The sequence below is a fragment of the Bradyrhizobium guangxiense genome, from assembly GCF_004114915.1.
Classification (GTDB): Bacteria; Pseudomonadota; Alphaproteobacteria; order Rhizobiales; family Xanthobacteraceae; genus Bradyrhizobium; species Bradyrhizobium guangxiense.
On sequence record NZ_CP022220.1, the window covers coordinates 68,803 to 93,207 of the forward strand.

Annotated in this window: 22 protein-coding genes and 1 pseudogene; 19 read left to right on the forward strand and 4 right to left on the reverse strand. The window is 57.3% G+C overall.

Annotation, left to right across the window (positions count from 1 at the left end; all coding sequences use genetic code 11):
- Nucleotides 1-237: 237 nt before the first annotated feature.
- From X268_RS34850 to argE, 19 genes and pseudogenes are all read left to right on the forward strand, one after another.
- On the forward strand, nucleotides 238-1,113 hold the full coding sequence (locus X268_RS34850; RefSeq protein WP_128929531.1) for an ABC transporter substrate-binding protein: 876 nt from the start codon (nucleotides 238-240) through the stop codon (nucleotides 1,111-1,113).
- On the forward strand, nucleotides 1,110-2,000 hold the full coding sequence (locus tag X268_RS34855) for an amino acid ABC transporter permease (RefSeq protein ID WP_128929532.1): 891 nt from the start codon (nucleotides 1,110-1,112) through the stop codon (nucleotides 1,998-2,000). Before X268_RS34850 ends, X268_RS34855 begins: the two co-directional genes overlap by 4 nt.
- On the forward strand, nucleotides 1,997-2,764 hold the full coding sequence (locus X268_RS34860) for an amino acid ABC transporter ATP-binding protein (protein WP_128929533.1): 768 nt from the start codon (nucleotides 1,997-1,999) through the stop codon (nucleotides 2,762-2,764). The genes X268_RS34855 and X268_RS34860 overlap by 4 nt, the downstream gene beginning before the upstream one ends.
- 45 nt (nucleotides 2,765-2,809) lie before the next feature.
- Nucleotides 2,810-4,159 (forward strand): LLM class flavin-dependent oxidoreductase, encoded by a 1,350-nt coding sequence (locus X268_RS34865; RefSeq protein WP_128929534.1) that lies wholly within the window; start codon nucleotides 2,810-2,812, stop codon nucleotides 4,157-4,159.
- 199 nt (nucleotides 4,160-4,358) lie between these two features.
- Nucleotides 4,359-5,294, forward strand: a complete 936-nt coding sequence (locus X268_RS34870; protein WP_128929535.1) for a LysR substrate-binding domain-containing protein — start codon at nucleotides 4,359-4,361, stop codon at nucleotides 5,292-5,294.
- A gap of 238 nt (nucleotides 5,295-5,532) precedes the next feature.
- Nucleotides 5,533-7,128 (forward strand): hydantoinase B/oxoprolinase family protein, encoded by a 1,596-nt coding sequence (locus X268_RS34875; RefSeq protein WP_128929536.1) that lies wholly within the window; start codon nucleotides 5,533-5,535, stop codon nucleotides 7,126-7,128.
- A 17-nt stretch (nucleotides 7,129-7,145) separates the two neighbouring features.
- Nucleotides 7,146-9,269 carry a hydantoinase/oxoprolinase family protein gene (locus X268_RS34880; RefSeq protein ID WP_128929537.1) on the forward strand — a complete coding sequence of 708 codons (2,124 nt, stop codon included), beginning with the start codon at nucleotides 7,146-7,148 and terminating at the stop codon, nucleotides 9,267-9,269.
- A gap of 350 nt (nucleotides 9,270-9,619) precedes the next feature.
- Nucleotides 9,620-10,093: an IS66-like element accessory protein TnpA gene (tnpA, locus tag X268_RS40890; protein ID WP_128929538.1), complete on the forward strand. Its 474-nt coding sequence runs from the start codon at nucleotides 9,620-9,622 to the stop codon at nucleotides 10,091-10,093.
- Nucleotides 10,090-10,444, forward strand: a pseudogene (gene tnpB / locus X268_RS34890) (IS66 family insertion sequence element accessory protein TnpB). The gene tnpA and the pseudogene tnpB overlap by 4 nt, the downstream one beginning before the upstream one ends.
- A gap of 50 nt (nucleotides 10,445-10,494) precedes the next feature.
- The gene (gene tnpC, locus X268_RS34895) at nucleotides 10,495-12,054 is read left to right on the forward strand and encodes an IS66 family transposase (RefSeq protein ID WP_128929539.1); all 1,560 of its coding nucleotides are present in this window, start codon (nucleotides 10,495-10,497) and stop codon (nucleotides 12,052-12,054) included.
- The gene (locus X268_RS34900) at nucleotides 12,051-12,677 is read left to right on the forward strand and encodes a UPF0149 family protein (protein ID WP_232995571.1); all 627 of its coding nucleotides are present in this window, start codon (nucleotides 12,051-12,053) and stop codon (nucleotides 12,675-12,677) included. The genes tnpC and X268_RS34900 overlap by 4 nt, the downstream gene beginning before the upstream one ends.
- Nucleotides 12,678-13,163: 486 nt before the next feature.
- On the forward strand, nucleotides 13,164-13,658 hold the full coding sequence (locus X268_RS34905; RefSeq protein WP_128929540.1) for a flavin reductase family protein: 495 nt from the start codon (nucleotides 13,164-13,166) through the stop codon (nucleotides 13,656-13,658).
- A 14-nt stretch (nucleotides 13,659-13,672) separates the two neighbouring features.
- A complete protein-coding gene (locus X268_RS34910; RefSeq protein ID WP_128929541.1) occupies nucleotides 13,673-15,109 on the forward strand; it encodes an NAD-dependent succinate-semialdehyde dehydrogenase in 1,437 nt (478 codons plus the stop codon).
- Nucleotides 15,110-15,156: 47 nt separating this feature from the next.
- Nucleotides 15,157-16,428 (forward strand): hypothetical protein, encoded by a 1,272-nt coding sequence (locus tag X268_RS34915; protein WP_128929542.1) that lies wholly within the window; start codon nucleotides 15,157-15,159, stop codon nucleotides 16,426-16,428.
- Between the two features lie 243 nt (nucleotides 16,429-16,671).
- Nucleotides 16,672-17,931, forward strand: coding sequence for a Glu/Leu/Phe/Val family dehydrogenase (locus X268_RS34920; protein WP_128929543.1), 1,260 nt, complete (start codon nucleotides 16,672-16,674; stop codon nucleotides 17,929-17,931).
- A 328-nt stretch (nucleotides 17,932-18,259) separates the two neighbouring features.
- Nucleotides 18,260-19,549, forward strand: coding sequence for a flavin-containing monooxygenase (locus X268_RS34925; RefSeq protein WP_128930144.1), 1,290 nt, complete (start codon nucleotides 18,260-18,262; stop codon nucleotides 19,547-19,549).
- 64 nt (nucleotides 19,550-19,613) lie between these two features.
- Complete coding sequence (locus X268_RS34930; protein WP_128930145.1) at nucleotides 19,614-20,030, forward strand: RidA family protein; 417 nt, start codon at nucleotides 19,614-19,616, stop codon at nucleotides 20,028-20,030.
- Between the two features lie 4 nt (nucleotides 20,031-20,034).
- A complete protein-coding gene (locus X268_RS34935; RefSeq protein WP_128929544.1) occupies nucleotides 20,035-20,709 on the forward strand; it encodes a DUF1028 domain-containing protein in 675 nt (224 codons plus the stop codon).
- 304 nt (nucleotides 20,710-21,013) lie between these two features.
- Nucleotides 21,014-22,177, forward strand: a complete 1,164-nt coding sequence (gene argE / locus X268_RS34940; protein WP_128929545.1) for an acetylornithine deacetylase — start codon at nucleotides 21,014-21,016, stop codon at nucleotides 22,175-22,177.
- A 459-nt stretch (nucleotides 22,178-22,636) separates the two neighbouring features.
- Here argE and X268_RS39730 read toward each other — a convergent pair whose 3' ends face one another.
- The 4 genes from X268_RS39730 to X268_RS34955 all read right to left on the reverse strand — a co-directional run bounded on the left by X268_RS39730 (nucleotide 22,637) and on the right by X268_RS34955 (nucleotide 24,382).
- Nucleotides 22,637-22,792, reverse strand: coding sequence for a hypothetical protein (locus X268_RS39730; protein WP_164934241.1), 156 nt, complete (start codon nucleotides 22,790-22,792; stop codon nucleotides 22,637-22,639).
- Nucleotides 22,793-23,035, reverse strand: a complete 243-nt coding sequence (locus tag X268_RS40895) for an SDR family oxidoreductase (RefSeq protein WP_128930146.1) — start codon at nucleotides 23,033-23,035, stop codon at nucleotides 22,793-22,795.
- An 18-nt stretch (nucleotides 23,036-23,053) separates the two neighbouring features.
- Nucleotides 23,054-23,293 (reverse strand): SDR family NAD(P)-dependent oxidoreductase, encoded by a 240-nt coding sequence (locus tag X268_RS40900; RefSeq protein WP_128929546.1) that lies wholly within the window; start codon nucleotides 23,291-23,293, stop codon nucleotides 23,054-23,056.
- Nucleotides 23,294-23,377: 84 nt separating this feature from the next.
- Nucleotides 23,378-24,382 carry an Ldh family oxidoreductase gene (locus tag X268_RS34955; protein ID WP_164938219.1) on the reverse strand — a complete coding sequence of 335 codons (1,005 nt, stop codon included), beginning with the start codon at nucleotides 24,380-24,382 and terminating at the stop codon, nucleotides 23,378-23,380.
- Between the last annotated feature and the right edge of the window lie 23 nt (nucleotides 24,383-24,405).

The following is a 24,405-nucleotide window of genomic DNA, read 5'->3' on the forward strand; positions in this document are numbered from 1 at the left end:
AGCGTTGCTAATTAGCACCGTCGAGCTGTGGCGGCAGGAAAGCAACACTTTACGAGTTGCGAAACTGCCGCCCAGCTTCCCGTGTCGAGCCCAAGCACGCTTCGCGGTTTGCCGTGCTGGCCAATGGAAGACGTCGGTGCCGCGTCATTGAGGTCTAATTTCCTACCCTCAACAGCACGCGGCCGAGTGAAACACGTGCCCCTGAAGGCAAGGGCTACCAATAGGGAGGAGAAATAGATGGGACCGTGGCGAGTAAACGGGTTCACCAGTCAAATCGCGAAAGTTGTTGCCCTATCAGCAATTGTAGGGCTTTCCATTGCCTCCTGGAGGGTAGTGAGTGCAGCAGAGATCCAGGTGCCCGACGCAGTCAAAACGGCGGGAGTCCTGCGCATGGGGCTCAGCAATGCATTGCCACCGCTGCAGTTCAAGGATCCGGAGACGGGCGAATTCAGAGGGATGAATGTAGATATTGGCCGGGAAATCGCAGCACGTTTGGGCGTCAAGGCCGAATTCAATGAAATGCTATTTGCGCAGTACATCCCGTCACTGCAGACCGGTCGGATCGATATCATCATGGGTGGACTTAGCGACCTCCCTGAACGTCATTCCATTATGGAGATGGTCGATTACTTCAGGGATTTCTATCAGGTCTACGCACTTTCCAATTCTCAGCTAAAGGAGTTGTCCGATCTTTGCGGTAAGCGGGCCGGCGCCATTCGGTCCACTGTTTGGTACAAAGTGATGCTTGCAAAGAGCGAGTCGGACTGCGTTCAGAAGGGAATGCCGGCTGTGAAGTTGATTGGCACCGAATCAACGCCAGATACGCGGCTGCAGCTAACGCAAGGCCGAATTGATGCAGCACTGCAGGGCTTCGTCGAGGTTCCTTACATGATTGCGGAGTCCAAAGGCCTTTACAAGACGATCGGCGAGCCCTTCGCGCCAGAATTCAAGGCAATTGGTGTGCGTAAGGGCGATGTCGCGCTGCGTGACGCGATCGCCGACGCTCTGGATGCGATGATTAAGGACGGCACTTATGCAAAGATCCTGGCTAGATATCAGTTGAGCAAACTCGCTATTTCGGAAGTATATCTAAATTCGGAACCGCGAAAATGAGCGCGGTGTCAAAAAAGCCTGTACGATCGAGCAGCGGTTCCTCCACTCTCTTTTCACGGCCCGATCTGTCGTTGGTCGAGATCGTGCCGCCGCGTTACGTCGGCCGCTGGATAATGGGCGTACTAGTTCTTGGTCTGTTGGTCCTTATTGTAAGGGCCTTCGCTAACGCGCAGATCGAATGGAACGTTGTTGCCAAATACTTAGCGGCGCCTACAATTCTCGCGGGCTTCTGGCATACGATGATCTTGTCCGTGCTGGCGATGATTGTCGGTGTCGCGCTCGGCTTGGCTATCTCGATTATGCGAATGTCGGATAATCCGCTCCTAGTCATCGTCGCATTTGGCTACCAATGGTTCTTTCGCGGGACGCCGGTAATCCTCCAGCTTCTGATTTGGTATAATCTAGCCTTAATCATCCCAGTCATCGGCATTCCCGGTCTGTGGACGGCCCCGACTGTCGATGTCATCACGCCCTTTTGGGCCGCGCTGCTTGGCCTTGGCATCAATCAGGGTGCCTATACCTCGGAGGTCATTCGCGCCGGAATCCTCTCGGTTGATGCGGGCCAGCACGAAGCGGCACAGTCGATTGGCATGACCCGTCTACACGCGCTCTGGAGAATCGTCCTACCTCAAGCAATGCGCGTGATAGTTCCGCCGATTGGTAACGAGTTTATTGGAATGGTAAAAATGACGTCACTCGCCAGCGTGATCCAGTACACCGATTTACTTTACAGCGCACAGAACGTGTACTTCGTCAATCAGCGCGTGATTGAGCTACTGATCGTAGCAGGCGCTTGGTATCTCCTCGCTGTCTCCATTCTCACGCCGCTTCAGTTGCTGCTCGAATGGCGGTTCGCGCGGGGAACATCTGTCGTGAGGGTCCGATGACCAAGCCTTTGCTCTCAATGAGAAGAGTTAAGAAGCGGTATGGAAATCTACAAGTTCTGGACGGCGTCTCCCTCGACGTCATGCCCAATGAAGTAGTGTGTTTGATCGGCTCATCAGGCTCAGGCAAAACGACGCTCTTGAGATGTATTAATCAACTGGTTTCCGTCGACTCAGGACATATCTGGATAGACGACGAAATCGTGGGCTATCGCCAAGTGGGGTCGCAATTGCGGCCACTAGGCGGTGCGGAACTCGCCCGCCAGCGGACGAAGACCGCGATGGTGTTTCAACGATTTAATCTCTTTCCCCATATGACTGCTCTTGACAATGTCATTGAGGGACCCGTGCGTGTCTTAAAGCGCAATAAGGCTGACGTCGTTTGTGAGGCGGAAGCCCTCCTAGCACGCGTAGGCTTATCCGAGAAGCGTAACGCGTACCCTTCCAGCCTGTCTGGCGGCCAGCAACAACGTGTGGCCATCGCGCGGGCTATGGCTATGCACCCGCGCCTTATGCTCTTCGACGAGCCGACATCTGCACTCGATCCTGAACTCGTTGCCGAAGTCCTCGCGGCGATGAAGGAATTGGCACGCACCGGCATGACTATGGTGGTCGTTACGCACGAACTTGGATTTGCGAGCGAGGTCGCAGATCGCGTGATCTTTATGGAACAAGGCCAAATCGCAGAAGAAGGCACTGCCCGAGAGGTTCTTATGCACCCCAAGGGCGCAAGGACCAAAGAGTTCATTTCGGCGGTGCTCGATTAACACGCAGCATCTCTACATACGACCAGAGAGGAATTGAGGAACGAAATGGCAAAGGAAATCGCTTTCGCCGCACTCATACATGCAGCCGGTAGCGCAAGTGCCGCGTGGCGCCATCCAGATACGGATCCAAAGAAGGCGTTGAGTCTTCAGTACTACACAGAGCTCGCAAAGCTATGTGAAGCAGGCCGCTTCGATCTGATGTTTCTAGCGGACAGTCCGGGCGTTGATGTCGACAATCTCCACGCAATGGCGCAATGGCCACGCGGGCAAAACGTACTTGAGCCCTTGACGCTTCTCTCTGCGCTAGCTGCGAGCACAGAAGAGCTTGGCCTCGGCGCCACGGTATCTGCGAGCTTCACTGAGCCGTTTAATATCGCCCGGCAATTCGCATCGCTCGATCACCTTTCGGGAGGGCGAGCAGCGTGGAACGTTGTGACGACTGCAAACCAGTATTCATGCCGCAACTATGGCTATAAGACGATGCCGCCACACGACGAGCGCTATGCCAGAGCCAGAGAAGCCCTGGAGGTGGTCCGAGCTTACTGGGATACTTGGGACGATGATGCCTTCATCTTCGACAAGGCAAGAGCTATGAACTTCGATCCGAACCGATTTCACCACGTTCGATACGAAGGGAAACATTTCAAGGTACAAGGCGGACTCAATATTGCACGTGCTCCGCAGGGGCAACCCGTCATTATCCAGGCGGGCGCGTCCTCGGTGGGTAGGGAATTTGCCGCAGAAACCGCTGAGGTCGTCTTCGGAACGGGCGCAACTCTTGAGGAGGCTGCGTCCCTCTACAAGGATATCAAAAGCAGGATGGCGAAGTACCGCCGTGATCCTTCCGAACTTAAGGTACTCGCCGGCTTCCGCGCGATGGTCGGTTCAACCGAAGCAGAAGCGAAGGAAAAGCTTCGCCTACTAAACAGTGTGATGCCGATTGAAGCCAAGGTCGCGTATGTCAGTACGGACCTTGAAGTCGACCTGTCGAAGCTGCCACTGGACGAACTCGTTCCCGAACAGATGATCCCGACTTCCTCAAACCTTCATCAGGGTTATTTCAATATACTTGCGGACATGATCCGATCGCGTAAATTCACGCTAAGGGAGATTGCACAGCGCTACGAACGCGGATTCGAGATTTTCTGTGGCACTCCAAGCCAGATCGCCGACGAGATGGAACGTTGGATCGACAATGAAGCTGGAGATGGGTTTATGATAACGTTCCCTTACATGCCGACCTGCCTGGAAGATTTTGTGTCGATGGTAGTCCCCGTGCTCCAGGAACGCGGACTTATGCGCAAAAGCTACCGCGGCAAGACACTTCGCGAAAACCTCGGGTTACGCTATCCCAAAAACGTCAATACGAAACGTCCAGCTACAGGCGTTCCATAAGAGATCTCGTGGCGCGCCGCCTTTGTCGAGCCTTTCAATGCGCATACAAAAGGGCCGCGGTGCAACAAAGCGCCGCGGCCTTTCTTATTGTGGGAGCTGAAGTTCATCCGTCGAACGACTTGACGCATGGCCGAGAATACCATTTGATTTATTCGAATCGGGCTTATGCATCTAAAATGTAAATTTGTTTGGGCGGCATATGGCTAGAGCGCTCAGTTCCCGCGAGATCGATGCGTTTCGGGCTATGATGCAATGTGGGACAACGCTTGCCGCAGCCGAAATTCTAAATACAACGCAACCGTCGGTGAGCCGGCTGTTGGCGCAAGCGCAAGACGCTGTGAAATTTCGACTGTTCGATTATCGACGGGGCCGTTTGGTTCCAACCCCTGAAGCCAAAATGCTCTTTGAAATCGTCCAAAAGCACTATCTTGGCTTGGAAACGATACAGCAAGCCGCTGAAAGTATCAGGTCATCCGGCACCGGCCTATTGCGCATCGCTGCCACTCCGTCCCTGGCTATGGGCGTTATTCCAACGATCATGAAGGCATTCCGGCAGTCTAGCCCCGGTGTGAGCATCAACCTTCAGACGGGAGGGTCGCTGCAGATCAGAGACGGGCTCCTCAATGGCATTTATGATGTTGGCCTGACGACGAGCGGAGCTCATTTCCGAACAGGAGAGTTCGAAATCGAGGTGTGTGACGAATCTGAGGCCCTATGTGCGGTCTGCGCAAACAGCCCGCTTGCTTCGAAGAAGGAGGTTGCGGTCTCTGATTTTCAAGAGGCAACGCTGCTCACTCTCAATCGTGGAGACGATCTAAGTGATTTGTGGCGTCAGACACTCGCGCAGCACGGCGTGAAACCCTCGTCCGAGATCGAGGTCACCTATTCGGCGATCCTCTGTTCGCTCGCCGCCGCCGACCTTGGCATCGGCGTCGTAAGTCCCTACATCAAACCGCTTATTTCCGATAACGTTCGATTTGTTCGTATTTCGCCGAGAATCTCGGTTAAGATGTTCGCAATCTTTCCGGGACATCTTGTGAAGTCATCGCTGTCGCAGCGTTTCACGCGTAGCTTGAAGGAAACGTTCCTGCACAACGACCCCCATGTCGTGAAGTGCGGCGACTGCACGGAGTAAGCCCCCTAGCGGGATTTCGGATCGAGCTAGGCAACTCTCGCGGGCCGACGTGCCCGCCAAACAATCCCAATGCTATATCACCCGCGTATAGAGCGTGCAGCAAGAAGAATTGGCTGACGCGTTTAGCCTGACTTAATGTCCCGCAGAATGCCCGAGCTGGTGCGACTGTCGCGCAGCGCTTCGTGGGCGAGTGCAAGACCGTAGGGCAAGGCCGCGGGCGCTCCAAGGAGACTGACACGTGCTTGATGCAATCCAGCTTGAATTGATTTGGCGAAGGCTGATTTCTCTGACTGAAGAGGCCGCTACGACGCTGCTGCGTACCTCCTTCTCATCCGTCGTTCGCGAGTCTAATGATTTTGCGTGCGTTCTCATGGATGCCGAAGGACGCTCGTTAGCGCAACCCGCTAACAGCATTCCATCCTTTATCGGTACCGTTCCGCGGACGGTTCGTGGCTTTCTCAAACAGTTTCCACATGAGACCCTCTCCGAGGGCGATATCCTGATCACCAACGATGTCTGGCTTGGCACCGGCCATCTGCCCGATATCACGGTAGCCAAGCCCATTTTCTTGAATGGCAATATTGTTGCGTTCGCTGGGTCGGTCACGCACGCTCCTGACATTGGTGGACGCATCCGTTCTGCCGATGCACGCGAGGTGTACGAGGAGGGATTCCAAATCCCAATGATGAAGGTGGTTGAGGCGGGTCGAATGAACCGCACATTTGAAAGCCTGCTTCGCCAGAACGTTCGTACGCCAGATCAGACGGTAGGCGACCTTTATGCGCAGTTTTCTGCACTGCATCTGATGGAGGTGCGCCTCATTTCTTTGCTAAAGGAGTGGGAGCTCCGTTCATTCTCCGAAGTGTCTCAACAGATCCGCGGTCGGACGGAAGCCGCGATGCGGCGTGCGATTTCCGCAATACCGGATGGCGTCTATCATGCCACCGCCGTCAGCGATGGATTTGAAAATAGCATCGTGTTGCGGATGGCGCTTAAAGTTCATGGTGATGAAATCGAGGTTGATTACCGAGGTACAGATCCTCAAGTGCAGCGCTCCATCAACGTCTGCGCTGCTTATACGACGGCATACACTGCCTATGGAATCAAAGCCGTTCTTACGCCCGACACGCCAAACAATGACGGTGCGTTGGAACCGCTCAATATTCATGCACCTCTTGGCTCAATTCTTAATTCAAAGCCGCCCGCAGCGGGCGGGGCACGCGCACTTATCGGACATTTCCTGCCGGCGATGGTCTTGCGTGCGCTGTCACAAGTCGTGCCGGAGAGAGTCATCTCCGACGTCGGCTCACCTCTCTGGTGCGTAAACCTGGCCGGCGTCAAAGAGGATGGAAAGACTTTCGCTAACTTATTCTTCCTGAACGGAGGCTATGGGGCCAGCGCGGCCTCGGACGGCGCAAGCGTGTTGTCTTGGCCGAGCAACATTTCCTCCACGCCCGTCGAGGTGCTGGAACGAACCGCGCCGATCAGAATTTGCCACCGCCGAATCCGATCGCGGACAGCGGGCAGCGGTCGGTTCACAGGGGGGGCTGGGCAGGAGTTTCTCTTCGAGAATCTAAATAAAGGGCCTACCATAATTTCCTTTATGGCTGAACGAACTAAGCCAGAAGCTGTGGCGAATGGCTTAGCAGGCGGCGATCCCGGCGCTGCCGGTGAGATCCAGATCAACACCGTTCGGGTTGATCCCAAGATACAACACACTATCGACTTTGGTGCCCGCGTTCTGCTGCGCACACCTGGCGCTGGCGGATTTGGTGTTCCGATCCGCGCTCAGGAAGCGCTGGCCGAAGCCGATGGCGCCAAAGATTTTGTATAAGAAGGGTTAGATCCGATATGTACTCGCTTGGTATCGATATTGGCGGCACGTTCACCGACATTGTCCTCTATTGCACTGATGATGGTCGCGTTGTCGCACACAAGGAGCTGACGACGCCCCATGATCCAACAATTGGAGCCCTCGCCGGCGTAAAGCAGGTCGTTAACGCCAGCGGCACCGATCCCGATCAGATTGGTCGCGTGGTCCATGCGACAACGTTGTTCACTAACGCTCTCATCGAGCGTCGTGGCGCAAGGACCGGATTGATCACAACGAGCGGCTTTAGGGATACGCTCGACTTACAGCGGGAGTTTAAATACGATCTGTATGATCTATTTCTGAAATTGCCAAAACCATTGATTGAGCAGGATGATCGCGTTGAAGTTAATGAACGCACCTTGTTCAACGGGCACATCCAGCATCCACTCAACGAAGACGAACTTCTAATAAAAACACGCCGGCTGCTCGACAGGGGCGTCACTTCGCTGGCAGTTTCATTCTTGCATTCATATGCCAATGGGACAAATGAACTGCGAGCCAAGAGCCTAATCGAGCGGCATTTCCCACAAGTCCAACTGTCGATCTCGTCCGAGGTCTGCCCACAAATCCGGGAGTACGAACGAACGTCAACGACCGCCGCGAACGCGTATATCAAGCCCATTGCAGACAAATATTTGCGTGAACTCGAGGTGCAGCTAAAGGCCTTTGGAATACCAGGAGCACTTTTCATGATGCTCTCAAACGGCGGATTGACGCATATCGAGGAAGCGCGCCGTACGCCGATCGAACTGTTGGAGTCGGGGCCGGCTGCTGGCACATTGGTGGCCGCGTATTTCGGCAAACGCTCCGGATTTGACAATGTGCTTGCCTTCGACATGGGCGGGACAACTGCAAAGCTTGGCGTGATTGAGAACGGCGAGCCCCTGATCGCGTATCAGTTTGAAGCGGCTCGCCAGAAGCGGTTCGCCCCAGGAAGCGGATTGCCGGTGAACATCTCGACTGTTGAGCTTATCGAAATCGGTGCGGGCGGCGGGAGCATCGCACATGTTGATGAGCTAGGAATGCTCAAGGTGGGGCCGCAAAGTGCGGGATCGCGACCTGGCCCCGCCTGCTACCCGAACGGCGGAACTGCGCCAACGGTTACCGATGCAAACGTTGTTTCGGGGGCGATTGACGTTGATAACTTTGCCGGTGGCACTATGGTTTTGCGCCGCGGAGCTGCAGAGGCGGCGCTCACAGGCGTCGGGCACGCCATAGAGATGCCATTCATCAAAGTGGCGAATGGCATTCAGGCCATTGTTAACGAGACGATGGCAGCCGCCGCGCGTGTCCATGTTGCTGAGCGAGGCCACGATATAACTAAGTACAAGCTCATCGTGACGGGCGGTGGCGGCCCGATGCACGGTTGTGACGTCGCCAGACGTCTCGGCATCAAACAGGTTATCTGTCCGCCGAATGCTGGCGTCGCGTCGGCACTCGGCTTGTTGATTGCACCCGCGCGTGTTGATCGCTCGAGAACGCTTGGCGCCCTGCTGGGATCGATGGAAATCGAGAAACTCGAAGCAGCCTTCAGGCGCCTGGAAGACGACACAAGGCGCGTGATTGCGCAGGCCAGATCTCCGCACAGTACACTTCAGATGGAGCGCCGCGCCGACATTCGCTTTGTGGGCCAAGGGTCGGAGCTGGTAACAGGACTGCCCGTTGGACCCTACAGCGAGAGCGAACGTGAAACTATTCGCGCTGCGTTCATCCAGACCTATAAAGGTATCTTCGGCGATATCATACCCGATCTTGATCTTGAGATTATGAACATCCGTGTAACCCTGAAAGAAGTACGAGAACCCGCGAAACTTGGTCGGATGGAAGACCCTCCTCGCTCGGAGGGATCTCGCTATCGACCCGTGTATGATGATGCAACTCGCGCTTGGGTTAAAGTCCCAGTTCTTCGACGATCGGAACTCGGGATTGCAGGATCGATCGAAGGCCCGGCCCTTTTGGATGAGCAATCATCAACACTAGTTGTGCCGCGCGGGAGCCGCATGACGTTGGACGCCTCTGGCAATGTCATTGTTCAGCTCAGGGATGATGGTGACAGTGTTACCGTTCCAGTAGCAGAGCACGCCACCGAAATCGGGGCGTAGGGCTCTAATATGCAGGCCTGTCACGTCACGGCAGTCGCGTGGCGCCGCAGGATGTCATGCCGGGAGGCCTTCGGATCTCGAAGTCAACCAAGGCGCGAGGCAAGCTCTCGGATGGAAACGATCATACTCGCCCCCTCAGTCGCGTTCGTATGCATGCTCTAGCGACCCCACCGGGCGGCAACGCGCGAGCCAGGAGGTGTCGAGCACGATCCGCCGATCGATCGGCGGTGTTGTGCGGTAGAACGGTTTTCTACCGTTGCCCTTCTGTAACCGGCATGAGCCCCCCCCCTGGGCATCGCGCGAATGAGCTGCGATACAGCCTGGCATGAACTGTTTTTTGGAGGTGGGCTATGGCAGATGCCATGCATGAAGCCAGGCTTGATGCCAGGCAGGAAAGCGGCTCCTATCGTCGGATCGAGGTGATCACAGGGCAGCGTCGACGACGGCGCTGGACGGCTGAAGAGAAGGCTCGGATCGTGGCCGAGAGCTTCGAGGAAGGGGCCAATATTTCCGAGGTCGCTCGGCGCCATGGCGTTGTCCGTGGGTTGCTGACGGTGTGGCGGCGCAAGTTCGCGACGGCAGTGAGCTTTCAGGCGCCAGGCTTCGTGCCGGTCCGGATCGCTTCCGAGAGCGGTCCGGCGACGGCAGACGAGTCGGACCGGTTAGCGTGCGCGCATAAGGTGCCGCCGCAGATGGCATCGGCTCCAGGCAAGCTTGGCGGAATGATCGAGATCGAGCTGGGCGGGGCACGCATCCGGGTCGAGCCCGGAGTGGAGCTGGCGACGCTTTCGACAGTGCTATCGGCGCTTCGGGGCATCCGTTGATTGCATTACGGTCTGACCTCAAGGTGGTGCTGGCGGCACAGCCAGTCGACTTTCGCAAGTCGGTGCACACGCTGTCGGCGCTGGTGAGCGAAGCGTTGCACGCGAACCTCGTATTGCGGCGACATCTTCGTGTTCCGCAGCAAGCGCGCGGACAGAGTGAAGCTTCTGGCATGGGATGGTAGCGGCATGGTGCTGGTGACGAAGTGGCTGCACCAGGGACACTTCACCTGGCCGCCGGTCCGCGACGGCGTGGTGCATCTGAGTGCGACACAACTCGCGATGCTGCTCGACGGACTTGAGTGGACGCGTGTTTCACACAAGCCTGTGAAGCAGCCGGCCGTTGTCGGCTGAGAGGCGAAGATTTTGCTGGAGCCTGTGATGGGCGGATATATCGTTCGATCATGGCGATTCGTCCCGAAGCTCTTCCGACCGATGCAGCGGCTCTGGCCGAGATGGTGCTCGCGCTTGACGCCGAGAACGAGAAGCTACGTGTGGCGATGCAGACGCTGAAGGAGATGATCTTCGGCAAGCGCTCAGAGCGGCTGGCGGCGATCGTGGCCGAGCAGCTCGCGCTCGAACTGGACGATCTCGCGACTGGCGTCACATCACCTGCGCCAGCCAACGACGATTTGCCTGCGACGAAGCCGGCTGGGAAGCCGCGCAAGAAGGCGAGGCGCAACATCGGCGCGCTACCCAAGCATTTGCCTCGCTGCGAGCAGGTGCTCGAGCCAGACACGACAGCGTGCCCGTGCTGCCAGGGCCTTCTGCACCGGATCGGCGAGGATGTGAGCGAGGTACTGGACGTGATCCCGGCGATCCTGCGGGTACTGCGCACGATTCGTCCCAAATACGCCTGCCGCGGCTGCACCGACGGCGTGGTGCAGGCGAAGGTGCTGCCGCGTCTGATCGACAGCGGCATGGCATCGACGGCACTCGTGGCTCACGTGGTGATCTCGAAGTTCGCCTGGTATCTGCCGCTGTACCGCCAGGTGCAGATCCTGGCCGGTCAGGGCCTTCATCTCGACCGCGCGACGCTCGCCGGCTGGGTGAAGCGTGCGGCATGGTGGCTTAAGAGTCTTTATGAGCTTCAGCTGCGGACGATCCAGGCTTCGCCGCGGCTGTTCTGCGACGAGACGCCGATGCCGGTGCTCGATCCCGGACGACATCGCACTCGTATCTGCCAGTTCTGGGCGCATGCGATGGATGATCGCCCATGGGGTGGCCCATCGCCGCCGGCGGTCGCCTATGTGTTTGCGGATGGCCGCGGCACCGAGGAGATCGCCGGGCAATTGGCCGGCTTCTCCGGCATTCTGCAGGTGGATGGCTATGCCGCCTACAAAGCGCTTGCCCGCGGTCAAGGCGGGGCGATCCAGCTGGCTTTTTGTCTCGCGCATGCCCGACGCAAATTCGTCGAGGTGTACAAGACGATGCAGTCGCCGTTCGCTCACGAAGTGATCGAGCGCCTGCAAGCGGTCTACGCCATCGAGGCCGAGATCCGTGGCTTGAGCGCCGAACAGCGGCTTGCCGCCCGCCGCACCAGGTCCGCACCGCTGATGGAGGTGCTGAAGGCGCGACTGACCTCGATGCTCGACCACCTGTTCTCCCAATCGAAGCTAGTGGAGGCCATCAACTATACGCTCAATCACTGGGACGGACTGACGCTATTTCTCCGCGATGGCCGCGTCGAGGTCGACAGCAACACCGTCGAGCGTTCAATGCGCCCGATTGCGATGGGGCGCCGTAACTCATTGTTCAGCGGCAGCGAGGGCGGCGCCGAGAGCTGGGCAATCCTTGCGTCGCTGGTCAATACGGCAAAGCTCCACGAACTCGATCCGCAGGCCTATCTGGCCGATGTGCTGGAGCGCATCGTCTCCGGTCAGACCAAGAGCCACCAGCTGCACGAACTTCTCCCCTGGAACTGGAAGGCGACCCGCGAGCTCAGCGCACGGGTGGCCGCATGACCCGCCGCCGCCGTTCATCATCTTCATCATCGATGGCGGCAGCCGCGATGCCGCTCGACGAACTTGAGCCTTGGCTACAGGCTCGTGCCGAGCAGCATCCCGTCGCCACCAGTCTTCCCATGCTCGACGGCTATGTCGCCGCGATCGTGGCCGGGCCGGTGTCGATGAGTCCGCTCGACTGGATCTGTCCGCTGCTCGCCATCGACGCCGACGCATTCAACCATGGCGGCACGCCGGAGTTCGCCGCGATTTCGGCCGTCGCGCTGCGCCACAACGACATCAGTAATGTTCTTTCCACCGCACCACATCGGTTCGCACCGGTCCATGGCCGCAAGCCGAATGGCGACGTTGATGCGCGGCCGTGGTGTCAGGGATTCCATGCCGCCATGCGGTTGCGACTATCAGCCTGGGGCCCACTGCTCGACGTCAGCAACATACACCACGGCTTGCTCCTGCCCATCCTGCTGCATTGCGTCGACGATCAAGGGCGTCCACTGCTTGGACCACCAAGGAAAGGCCGCGAGACCGAGGAATTCCTGCGCAACGCCCATGCCGACATTCCGGACGTCGTCGAGGCCATGCGTCAGTACTGGATGCCGACCCGCTACGCTCGCACAGGCTGATCACTGCAGACGTGGGAGCTCATACCGGTTACGCCCTTCTGTGCGTCCCTCCCGAACTCGGCCGCCAGCCTCAGAGGTCGGCGCTCCTTTTTTCTGAGGAGTGAATGGCTACCGTCGCGGTTTGAGAGCGGCTTGGCTCGAGGATGAACGGATTCTGCGTAGGGGACTCCGAAGCATCGTCGCCTGGTCATCGTGACCGTTGGAGACCACCGGGCTGCCTAACACAGCTGGCATTTGAGGCGCCCGTGACCACGGATGAGTGGCGTTGGTAGGAGTATAATCAACGGTCAATGGCAATCAGCGCGCTGCGCGCCGCGCGCGGAACATGCGAGTTTGGTGCAACTATGCCTGATCCGAATACATGCCTTCAGTATCTCAATTGGATGAAGGCCAATGGCAATGATACGTCTTTGTTCGCTGTGGACGGGGCCGTCCTTCGCCACCGCTATCATGCTTTCGCTGGTACCTCAAAGGAGGGTCCATTAGATGATCGATGCAGGTCGCGCCATTGCCACAGCGACGCCCGAAACATTTCGAGAAGTGTCGCGGAAGTGGGCCTCTGGAATCGCCGTCGTAACTGCAGTCGATAGTCACGGAGCGCTTTTCGGCACCACGATGAGCGCCGTCGTCAGCCTATCGATCAGCCCCCTGCAATACCTGATATGCATCGACAGAAAGTCGAACTCGCTCCCCGCCATCACTTCGACAGGGTGGTTTTGCATCAACATGCTCTCCTCATCCCAAGAGCGCATTGCGATGACGTTTGCAAAGAAGGGGACAGATAAGTTTTCGGCGATTTCCTATCGAGAAGGTCTAAATCGATTACCAATTATCCAGGACGTCGCCTCATATATTATCTGTCACCTGAACAGCAGCTTTGATGGCGGCGATCACGTCATAATCGTTGGCGATGTCATCGAGATCGGTCTCCACGATGCGTCTCCGCTGGTCTATTTGAATGGACGCTTTAATAACGGATGACTTGCGGGGAACACATGAAATATGAGAATACGCTCCTCTTTATTGACGGAGAATGGTGCTCCGGCTCTGAGAAGCAAACGATCCCGATCTTTAATCCAGCAACTGACGAGGAGATCGGTCACGTCGCTAAGGCGACGGTGGCCGATCTCGACCGTGCAGCTGCGTCCGCCGAGAAGGCGTTCCATGTTTGGCGGAGAACGCCCGCGGTGGAACGCGGAGTTACGCTACGTAAGGCAGCTGGCCTGCTCCGCGATCGACTAGAGTCCATCGCCCATGTTCTCACCTTGGAGCAAGGTAAGCCTCTTTTGGAAGCGCGAGCGGAGATCGCGAGTTGCGCCGATGCCTTCGAATGGGCTGCTGAAGAGGGAAGGCGGCTCTATGGGCGCGTGATACCGTCGCGTGCAGCAGGCGTTGCGCAATATGTCGTACGTGCTCCAGTAGGCCCGGTTGCTGCGTTCCCCCCGTGGAATTTCCCCGCGAGCCAAGTCGCGAAGAAGCTTGCTCCAGCGTTGGCTGCCGGATGCTCCGTGATCGTCAAGGCCTCGGAAGAGGTGCCACGATCTGCCGCGGCAATCATCACGTCACTTGTCGATGCTGGCATTCCAACAGGTGTTGTCCAGCTCGCATACGGCACTCCCGATGAAATATCGCGGCACCTGATTGCCCACCCGGCGATTCGGAAGATCTCCTTCACCGGCTCTGTTCCGGTTGGAAAACATCTAGCTGCGCTCTCGGGCGAGCAGATGAAGAGGACGACGATGGAACTCGGCGGGCATGGGCCGGCGATTGTCTTCAAAGACGCCGACATATCCTCAGCCGCGGCGCTGCTCGTTTCAGGCAAGTATCGCAACGCCGGTCAAACCTGCGCCGCGCCGACGCGGTTTATGGTACACAACGATGTTTATCATGAGTTCGTCGCAGCTTTTGTTGAAAAGACACAATCGCTTGTCGTTGGCAACGGTCTGGATGCGACAACGCAGATGGGCCCCCTCGCGAACGAACGCAGAGGGAAACTCTTCGATCAATTTGTGGACGACGCGAGGCAGCGAGGCGCAAAGCTCATGTGCGGCGGCGAGAGCTTATTTACTCGCGGAACATTCAGGCAGCCAACAGTACTTGCGAATGTCGATCCATCGATGCGAGTCATGAACGATGAGCCATTCTGCCCAATCGCGCTCATTAGCGGCTTTGACAATCCAAATGAAGCTGTTGCAGAGGCTAACCGATTGCCCTTCGGGCTCGCCGGATATGCCTTCACGGAATCATCGGCGAACGCTCAGTTCCTGGCGGAGAATCTTGAGGTCGGTATGCTCAGCATCAACCACCTGGGCCTTGCCTTGCCGGAAACGCCCTTTGGCGGCGTCAAAGAGTCTGGGTACGGTTCCGAGGGTGGCCTAGAATCAACTGAAGGCTATCTCAATACCAGATTCATCACCAATAAGGCCTACTAGGCGTCATGCCATTTGGGCAATCGACCACGACGACTCTGTGAGGAGCAATGTCCCCTTCAACTATCAACGAAAGAGTCAGCATCACACGACTTGGTGGTCAGGATTACAACTTCTTTTTTGGTTACTATAATAAGACGCCGTGGGACGGGCAGGGTCGCCTTATCCTAGGCCACCAAGTCGATGAACCTAACTTCCGCATTGGCAGAAATAGCGGCTGCAATGTCGGTTATTTTGATGAAGCGCGTGAGTTTCGGCTGGTTGATCGAACCCAAGCCTGGAACTGGCAAATGGGGAGCCAACTACAATGGCTCACCGGCATGCCTGGCCGTAACATAATCTACAATATTCGTACGTCGCACGACGCGGGTGGCCCGTATCCCAACATCGGTGCGCGGATTACCGACGTGGATACGGGGCGCACTCGCGATCTCAATATCCCGATTTACGTCGTAGCCGCGAACAGCAAATTCGCGATGTGCATTGACTATCGACGTCTCTACAAAACGCATGAGACGATCGGCTACTGCGCACTCGCGGGACGGCTTCCACTGGATAATGCACCGGACGATGATGGCATTTGGCGCCTCGACATTGCAAGCGGCGACTCGACACTCGTTGTCAGTTACCGCCAACTTTACGAGCTTGCTCATAAGCCATCCATGGATAAGGCAATTCATTGGGTGAGCCATATTGAGATAAATCCGTCATCAACACGTGTGCTCTTCCTTCACCGATGGACAGAGCGTGTTGAAGACGAGACCTGCTTCTTGCATCGCTTGATCACAATGGATCCGGATGGAAGCAACTTACGTCTCCTTGAATGCTCTGATCATCCATTGCCGCAGCTGGCTCGGCGGTTCGATTCAAAGGCCGTAGGTACCTACGACTACGAAAAGTCCGAATACCAGATCTCTCACCCGTTATGGCGGGATGATAGCAGCATCGTCGTCTGGGGACCTCACGCCGGACGTATAAACTATCAGGTTTACCAAGACGCGCACAATGGCTTAGTCCAGACTATTGGCGACGGCCTCCTAAGAGAGAACGGACACATGTCCTATTCACCTGTGAATATGCGCTGGCTTTTGAGCGATACGTATCCGCATTCCGAGACCAACCTGCGTGATCTCTTCCTTTTCGATGCCAACAATGAAGTCCGGCTCGACCTCGGAAGCTTTTATACTGATCCAACTCTGGCTAAAGAGAACCGGTGTGATCTTCACCCAAGGTGGAGCCGCGATGGGAAGTGCGTTTGCATCGACTCCTATCACGAGAGACGGAGGCGAATGTACACAATTGATGTCTCCGCTCTCGTGTAGTGCTTGTTGTTTTCCCTATCCAGCGACAGCAGGTGTCTAAAAGCAAGGGAACGTTGTTTTCCGCAAGGCATCCGTCCAAGGGCATTTCGACCTACCTTGAGCGCTCAGCTCATCGAATCTCGTTGAAATTCAGCATAACGACCTCGCTGAAGGGGCTTGCTTGCCTCTTACAGCGGCGGGAATACTTCGAATGGTAGCTATCCGCCGTCCGATCCGGTTTCGATCGAGTACAATGGAGCAAACGTGACCACATACAGTGGACCTGTCTTTGACATGGCCGTACAACAGTTCGAAGTGATCGCTGATCACCTGTCTGTGCCGCAGGACGCGAGGGCGCGCTTGTTAATACCAAAGCGCGCGATCACTGTATCTTGTCCTATTCATCGAGACGACGGCACGACGGCGGTTTTTGAAGGGTATCGAGTTCAGCATCACCTCACGCTAGGACCTACGAAAGGCGGCACGCGCTTCGCGGCTAGTGTGGACCTCGGCGAGGTTGCTGCGCTTGCGATCTGGATGAGTTGGAAGTGCGCCCTAACCGGCTTGCCCTATGGTGGCGCCAAGGGCGGCATCAGCGTCGATCCATCGAATCTATCAAGGCGCGAACTAGAGGCATTATCACGCCGCTACATGCAGGAGATGATCCCCTTCGTTGGCCCTCACACTGATGTCATGGCCCCCGATATGGGGACCAACGAGCAGGTGATGGCGTGGTTTATGGACACCTATTCGATGTATCAGGGCCGGACCGTGACGGAGATCGTTACCGGTAAACCGGTCAGCGCCGGAGGGACATTGGGACGCCGCGAGGCGACAGGGCGGGGCGTCGCGCATCTGACGCGCCGCGTGATGAACGAACAGGGCATCAATCTGAACCATGCAACGGCTGCTGTGCAGGGCTTCGGAAATGTCGGCTCGATCGCCGCACTTGAGCTTCACCATATGGGCGTTAAAGTGATCGCCGTCAGCGACCACACCGGCGCGCTCTACTGCGCTTCCGGCCTCAACATTCCAGAACTCGTGGTACATGCGGCAACACATGGCAGTCTCTCGGGGTATTCGAGTGAACTAGCCTTCGATCCGCAGGAAGTCCTCACGCTGTCTTGTGATGTTCTTGTGCCAGCCGCGATGGAGCGGGTCATCGACGCTGCTGTCGCCACGAAGCTGCGTTGCCGTATTGTCGCTGAAGGGGCCAATGGGCCGACGACACCGGAAGCCGATCTGGTTCTTACGCAGCGACAGAATGAGATCTTCCTGATCCCGGATATTCTGTGCAATTCCGGCGGGGTAGTGGTGAGCTATTTCGAATGGGTGCAGGATCTGCAACAACTCTTCTGGGAAGAGGAGGAAGTAGTACGACGCGAATACCAGATTCTCGATCGAGCGTTCGATCGGATGGTGGCGAGGGCGAGCCGCGACAAGGTGTTCAATCGCACGGCGGCCATGGCCATAGGCGTCGAGCGGGTGCGGGGCGCCAAGAATACGCGAGGTCTATTTCCATGAGGGACGGCCTGGTCGGATTCCGTGATGTATTTGCCCGAACCCGCAATGGTTCACATCGAGCCTTATTAGCGCCGGCGAGCCGCAATGGCCACAACCTGAATGGGATGGCGGTTGTATCAAGCGCACGGATAGTCGCTAATTCCATAGCGGTATGATGCCATCATGTTGCAACTCCGCGCTCAGTTTCAGAACAGCTTCTGCGGCGCATAGATGCAGGCCTAAGCGCTCCGACATAATCCCACATGATCATGCTCGCCTCCAAACTCTCGAACCGGATTTCCTCCATGTTCGACGCGATCACTCAATCGAATTAGAAATGGATACAGAGATGTCATTAGAAGTAGTAGATACGATCGTGATCGGAGCCGGTCAGGCAGGGCTGGCTATGAGTGAACATCTGACTTCGGCTGGTATTCCTCACGTCGTCTTGGAAAGGCACCGGATCGCGGAGAGATGGCGAACAGCCCGGTGGGACTCGCTGGTGGCTAATGGTCCCGCGTGGCATGACCGTTTCCCCGGCCTAACATTTCAGACGCACCCTGATGCGTTCCCGGGTAAGGAGGAGATCGCGGACTATTTCGTTGCCTACGCAAAGAAGATTGCCGCGCCGGTGCGCTGTGGGGTGGAGGTTACGGCCGTACAACGGAACGAGGGACGATTGGGCTTTCGAGTGGAAACCTCGCAAGGGACGTTGGAGGCAAATAACGTAGTTGCAGCGATCGGTCCATTCCAGATTCCGACAATACCTCAAGTAGTACCGCAGGACATTGGAGTCGTCCAAATTCACTCGAGCGACTACCGAAACCCGGAGCAGTTGCCTAGAGGGGCCGTGTTGGTTGTTGGCGCAGGATCTTCCGGAAGCCAGATCGCAGACGAACTTCTGCGCTCTGATCGGAAGGTCTATCTCTCCGTGGGCCCCCACGAACGCCCCCCGCGCTCCTACCGCGGCTACGACTTCTGCTGGTGGCTCGGCGTCTTGGGAAAGTGGGATAATGAAGCAAGAGTTCGCGGTACCGAGCACGTAACGATCTCCGTCAGTGGGGCCCGTGGGGGATACACGGTCGACTTCAGGAAGCTCGCCGCAGACGGAATGATGCTTGTTGGCTCAACTGAAGCGTTCGAGGCAGGCAACGTAACGTTTGCCAGTGATCTCGCGAAGAATGTCGCGATGGGTGACGCCTCGCTCTTCACTCTGTTGGATGAGGCCGATGAATACGTTAGGCGGAATGGACTTGCACTTCCGGAGGAGCCTGAAGCGCGCAGGTTACTCCCGGACCCGGACTGCCTAATGAATCCGCAGCGTGAGCTCAATCTAAAGACTGCCGGCGTGAATACGATCATCTGGGCGACGGGCTTTTCGTCGGACTACAGCTGGCTTAAGGTCAAGGCCTTCGACGAGGCCGGAAAACCCGAACACCAACGTGGGGTATCCTCGGAGCCGGGCGTCTACTTTGTGGGCTTGCCTTGGCAATCTAGGCGAGGGTCCGCTTTTATCTGGGGTGTCTGGCATGACGCTAAATATATTGCTGATCGTATCTCTACTCGGCGGCGTTACCTGGAACATCACGTCGTAAAATCGGAGAAAGTTGATCCACGAAAAGCGACGGGAGGCCCCTAAGTTTTTTGGCGAAACAGTTCACCAGTTGGGGTTGCGGGTGCTGACACGTAAGAAGGAGCAAGAAGTGGCTCATAGGCGGATTCGGAAATTCAATACGAAACACACTTATCCGGAGCAGAAGCTCGACAATGATCTATGTCAGGCAGTGGTGACTAGCGGCGGAAAAATTATTTGGCTACGGGGCCAGTGCCCCCAGAGCTTGAATGACGCCGTCAACATCGACAGCCATGATCCTGTCGAGCAGACGCATAAGGTGATGCAGAATATTAAGCAACTCATCGAAGAAAGTGGCGGTAAGATTGAACATTTGGTCAAGGTTGTCGTTTACCTTACCGACGTGCGGCATCGGGAGGCCGTTTATCGAACGATGGGTCAGTACATAAAGGGCGTGCATCCCGTGTCCACAGGACTTGTTGTCCAAGCGTTGGCGCGACCTGAGTGGCTTGTTGAAATCGACGCCACAGCGGTGATACCCGAGTGAGCGTATGACGTTTTCCCTAGTTGCTCGGTGCGACCAGACTGGAATGTTCGGCGTAGCGATTTCGTCTTCATCTCCGGCTGTCGCTTCAAGGTGTTCATTCGCGCGAGCTGGTGTCGGCGCGGTCGCTTCGCAGAACGTAACTGATCCCTCGCTAGGACCATTGGCCTTGGATGCGATGGAGAGCGGCATGTCCGCGTGGGAAGCCGTCGAAGAAGTGAAACAACGTAGTCGATTTATCGAGTATCGCCAGCTACTGGCAGTTGACCGCGACGGAAATGCCGCTGTTTATTCAGGGCCCAATTCACTAGGCATATGGGCTCAGACGAGCGGAGAAAATGTCGCGGCCGGCGGCAATCTCCTAGCAAATGACGGAGTACCGCACGCAATTGTCGATGCATTCATTGGTTCGTCAGGGCATCTTGGTGACCGCCTGATTGCGTCACTAAGAGCCGGGTTGGCCGCCGGCGGGGAGGCCGGTCCGTTACACTCAGCCGGCATGAAGCTTGTTGACCAAGTCAGTTGGCCAGTCGTGGACCTGCGCTGCGACTGGACACAAGAGTGTCCGATCGAACTGCTCGTTTCTGCCTGGAAGGTCTACAAACCCCAACTTAACGCCTACGTGAAGCGCGCGCTTGATCCACGAGCGGCTCCTTCGTTCGGCGTCCCGGGTGACGAATAGCGCTCCGACGAGCGCTCGCCATTGGCCGCACCGCTCCCTTGATCGTCTTCATGACGCGGTGCCAGAGCACAGAGTAGATTGAGCTATACGCTTCAAGTCAGCAGTCTACGCAAACCCGCGGATGTTGACAGAAGACCCCTGAATTGTGGGCATTGGCAAATGTCGGGCAGATTGGGGTTAATTTTGTATCGACCTTTCATAGCGGAGATCTGATGCTGTCTCGGACAACCATGATGACGCTGTAGTCTGGCGACGAGCGAACGCTACGAACCTCAGAAGAACTGGAAAACTGAGCAAAATACAGATGGACAGCATCGCCATTATTCAGAGGTTGGTTGCGTTTCCGACCGTCAGCCAGGAATCAAACCTCAATTTGATTGACTTTGTCGTTCAGCTGCTTCGCGAAAACGGCGTGACCTGCCGTCTTGTCTATTCGCAGGACGGGCGAAAAGCGAGTTTGCTGGCTACGATCGGACCCGATGATCGGCCAGGCGCAATTCTCTCAGGTCATACGGACGTCGTTACGGCCGATGATCAGAGCTGGACCAAACCGCCATTTAGCGCCACACGACAAGACGGTAAGCTGTATGGTCGTGGAACTGCAGACATGAAAGGCTTTGTGGGCTGTGCCATTTCCGCCGCGCTTAAGGCGTCGAAGACACGCTTAAATGCGCCTCTCTACCTGGCACTATCATATGATGAAGAGATTGGCTGTGTAGGAGTGCGAGGTCTGCTTGACTCGATGGTGAATGAGCTGCAACGGCAATCTTTCTGTATCGTTGGTGAGCCAACAAATATGAACGTTGCAATCGGACACAAAGGCAAGGTTGCGGCTCCCGTTACTTGCGTTGGCCGGGAATGCCATTCCGCATTGGCGCCTACCGGGATAAACGCGATCCATTTGGGTTGCGAATTTGTCGAAGCCATCCGCAGAGAGCAAGCTAAGTTGTGCGACGAGGGCGCGCGGGATGCGAGCTACGAAATTCCGTATACAACGCTTCACGTCGGCACGATTAAATCGGGGGGAATGCTCAATATTGTGCCGAGCCGATGCGAGTTAGAGTTCGAGATCAGGAATGTCGCAGCGGAGATACCTGAGGAGATATTGAGTAGGCTGCGAACTAGAGCGAGTGAAATCGCCAATGGCGCAAGGACCATCGCGTCCGAAGCCGCTATAAATATTGATGTAGTCAACAGTTATCCCGGGCTCAATATCGCCTGCGACGCCCCGGTCGTCCATCTTGTCAAGTCTCTCACCGGTGACGCCAACGTGGTGAAGGTGCCATTCGGAACGGAAGCCGGCCTGTTTTTGCAGAGACTGGGGGTTCCAACGATCGTTTGCGGACCGGGGTCGATGCAGCAGGGTCACAAGCCGGATGAGTTTATCGAAATTGACCAGATTGACCGCTGCGACAAGATGTTAGATAGATTGATTGACCGACTAGCAAGCGGCCATGGCTTCCCCTGAGCGAGGCGTTGCGGCCCGATGCGGCAGGAACTCGCGCAACGATGTGACTTGCGCCCAGACATAGAGTGAGCCCGGGAGACCGCGGCGGTGAGATCGCCGAACTACCCCGCTAGACCATCACCCACTTGGGTGGCGCGGGAACCGAGCTGCCTGCGGGGTTGGACCAGCCGCTCCCGCCCGGCTGGGGCGAGACATAGGCTTCTTGGCACCACCGACCATCAAATCAGCACTCGAAGACTGCGAAGCTCGGACTGCTCAAAATCCAGCTCGCGAAGGATTTCAGCCGGCGTCCGCTCGAGGATATCGCCTCGCGAATCGCTGACGCCTGACGCGCTCTGCTCTGAACTCGACCGGACGCAAGACTGCAAGCTCAAGTTCAAAGGCGGGAGAGCTGTTGGCCACCGCCAACGTCGATATGAATGCCGATCGCATAAGGGATCTCTCCGCGAACAGGGAGGGTCACGGCCCGGCCGATCTCTTCAGGCCCCAGCGCGCCATTGGAATGCCGCCGGTGGCGATCAAATCGTCATAACGATCCTTCGCCGCGGCTGTCATCTCGGTGCGAATGATGACGAAGCTGTTCGCCTCACGACTGGCTTCCGAGCCTATCACCATCTACGACGTCAGGCCGGGTGTCATTCCAACGCCCGCCTTGCTGATACAACAGTCGGCCCTGTTTTCGCCGATGATCTCTGCATTCGCCGAGCCGATGAAGATCACCGATCCCGGGCGCCTTTCGACGAGGCCCAGGCACCTCCTCGCAAAACACTGTGTGAGGAAAAAGCCGGCACGAAGGTTGATGTCCAGCGTCCGATCGTAGCTTTCCGGCTCAAGGTCGAGGATATCCCCGCGCTGCAGTGCTGCAGTGAGCTTACGCTAGCATTGTTGACCAGGCAGGTGGCTCGCCGAGCTCTCCCGCAATCCGGGCCAGCAACGCATCGTTTCCCGATCTCGGAAAACATCGTATCTATAATACCGGTCGGGAGCCGGAATTGGCTCCTGCTCCAGATCCTCGGGACTCACGTGGGCGACGGTGAAATTGGCCTTACCGAGCGCGTCGGCGATTGCACGACCGATTCCACGCCCTGCGCCCGTAACGACCGCCACGTCCCTCATCGGTCGCGTCCTCCCACCGGCGCCGCCAGCGCACGAGACGGCCACCACAAACCGCACCTCGGAGCTCACCTGCGAACGATTGAACTAAGCTGGAAGTACCGCTCCGCCTTCTCGACCGAGTTCGGCAAGTTGTTCGAAGAGATTGCGCTCGATCGCGATCCCGACCTGGTCCGCTTGCGCGCGCAGTTCTGCCGCGCGCTCGCCGGGAATGCGGCCATTTCCTCCGACCGCTGCGAGATAGCGCTGCGTCCAAGCCTGCATGTTCTGATCGAAAGCATCTTTGCCGATGAGCGCCGCCGGATCGAACACGAAGCCGAAGGCGCCGACGCCGCCCGGGGCGCCGCCTTCCGACAACAGGGGCCTTGCCCCGGTCAGCACTCCCGCAAGCACTTCCACGATCATCGCCAGCGCGAGTCCCTTGTGACCGGCGGCCGGTAGGATCGAGCCGGCGAGCGCCGCGGTCGGGTCGGTCGTCGGCCGGCCCTCCGCGTCGATCGCCCAGCCTTCCGGGATCGGCAGGCCATCGCGTAGGGCGACGTGGATCTTGCCGCGCGCGACATTGCTCATCGCGAAGTCGATCAGCAGCGGTGGTCCGTCCGGCCTCGGCGCTGCAAATGCAATGGGATTGTTACCGATTGCCGGCCGCGTTGCGCCCCCGGGAGCCATCACCGGCTGGGTCACCTGCGACAGGAAGCCGCCCCTGCCGCTTTCGGCGACGTCGAGCAGATGCGAGCCGACTGCGCCAAGATGTCCGGCGTTGCGGATCAAAAAGGGGACGAACGGTCGGGTCGGGCCAAGCGCATCCATCGCCAGTGCCAACGCCTTGGGGCCAACGATTTGTCCAAGCCCAAGATCGGCGTCGATTACCAACCCCGTGCCATGCCAGCCGCATTTGATATCCGGCCTCGGGTTCAAGCCGCGGCGCGCGAGCTGGCGCCAATACGAGGGCAGACGCGCGATGCCATGGGTCCGTACGCCCGTGATGTCGGCGAGCAGCAGACGACGGGCTGCCAGCCTCGCGTCATCTTCGCCGAGTCCGGCCCGCGCGAAGATGGTTGCGACCCACGCTTCGAGCGGCGGCAGCAGCATGTTGATCGTCTCCATCGCCCGGC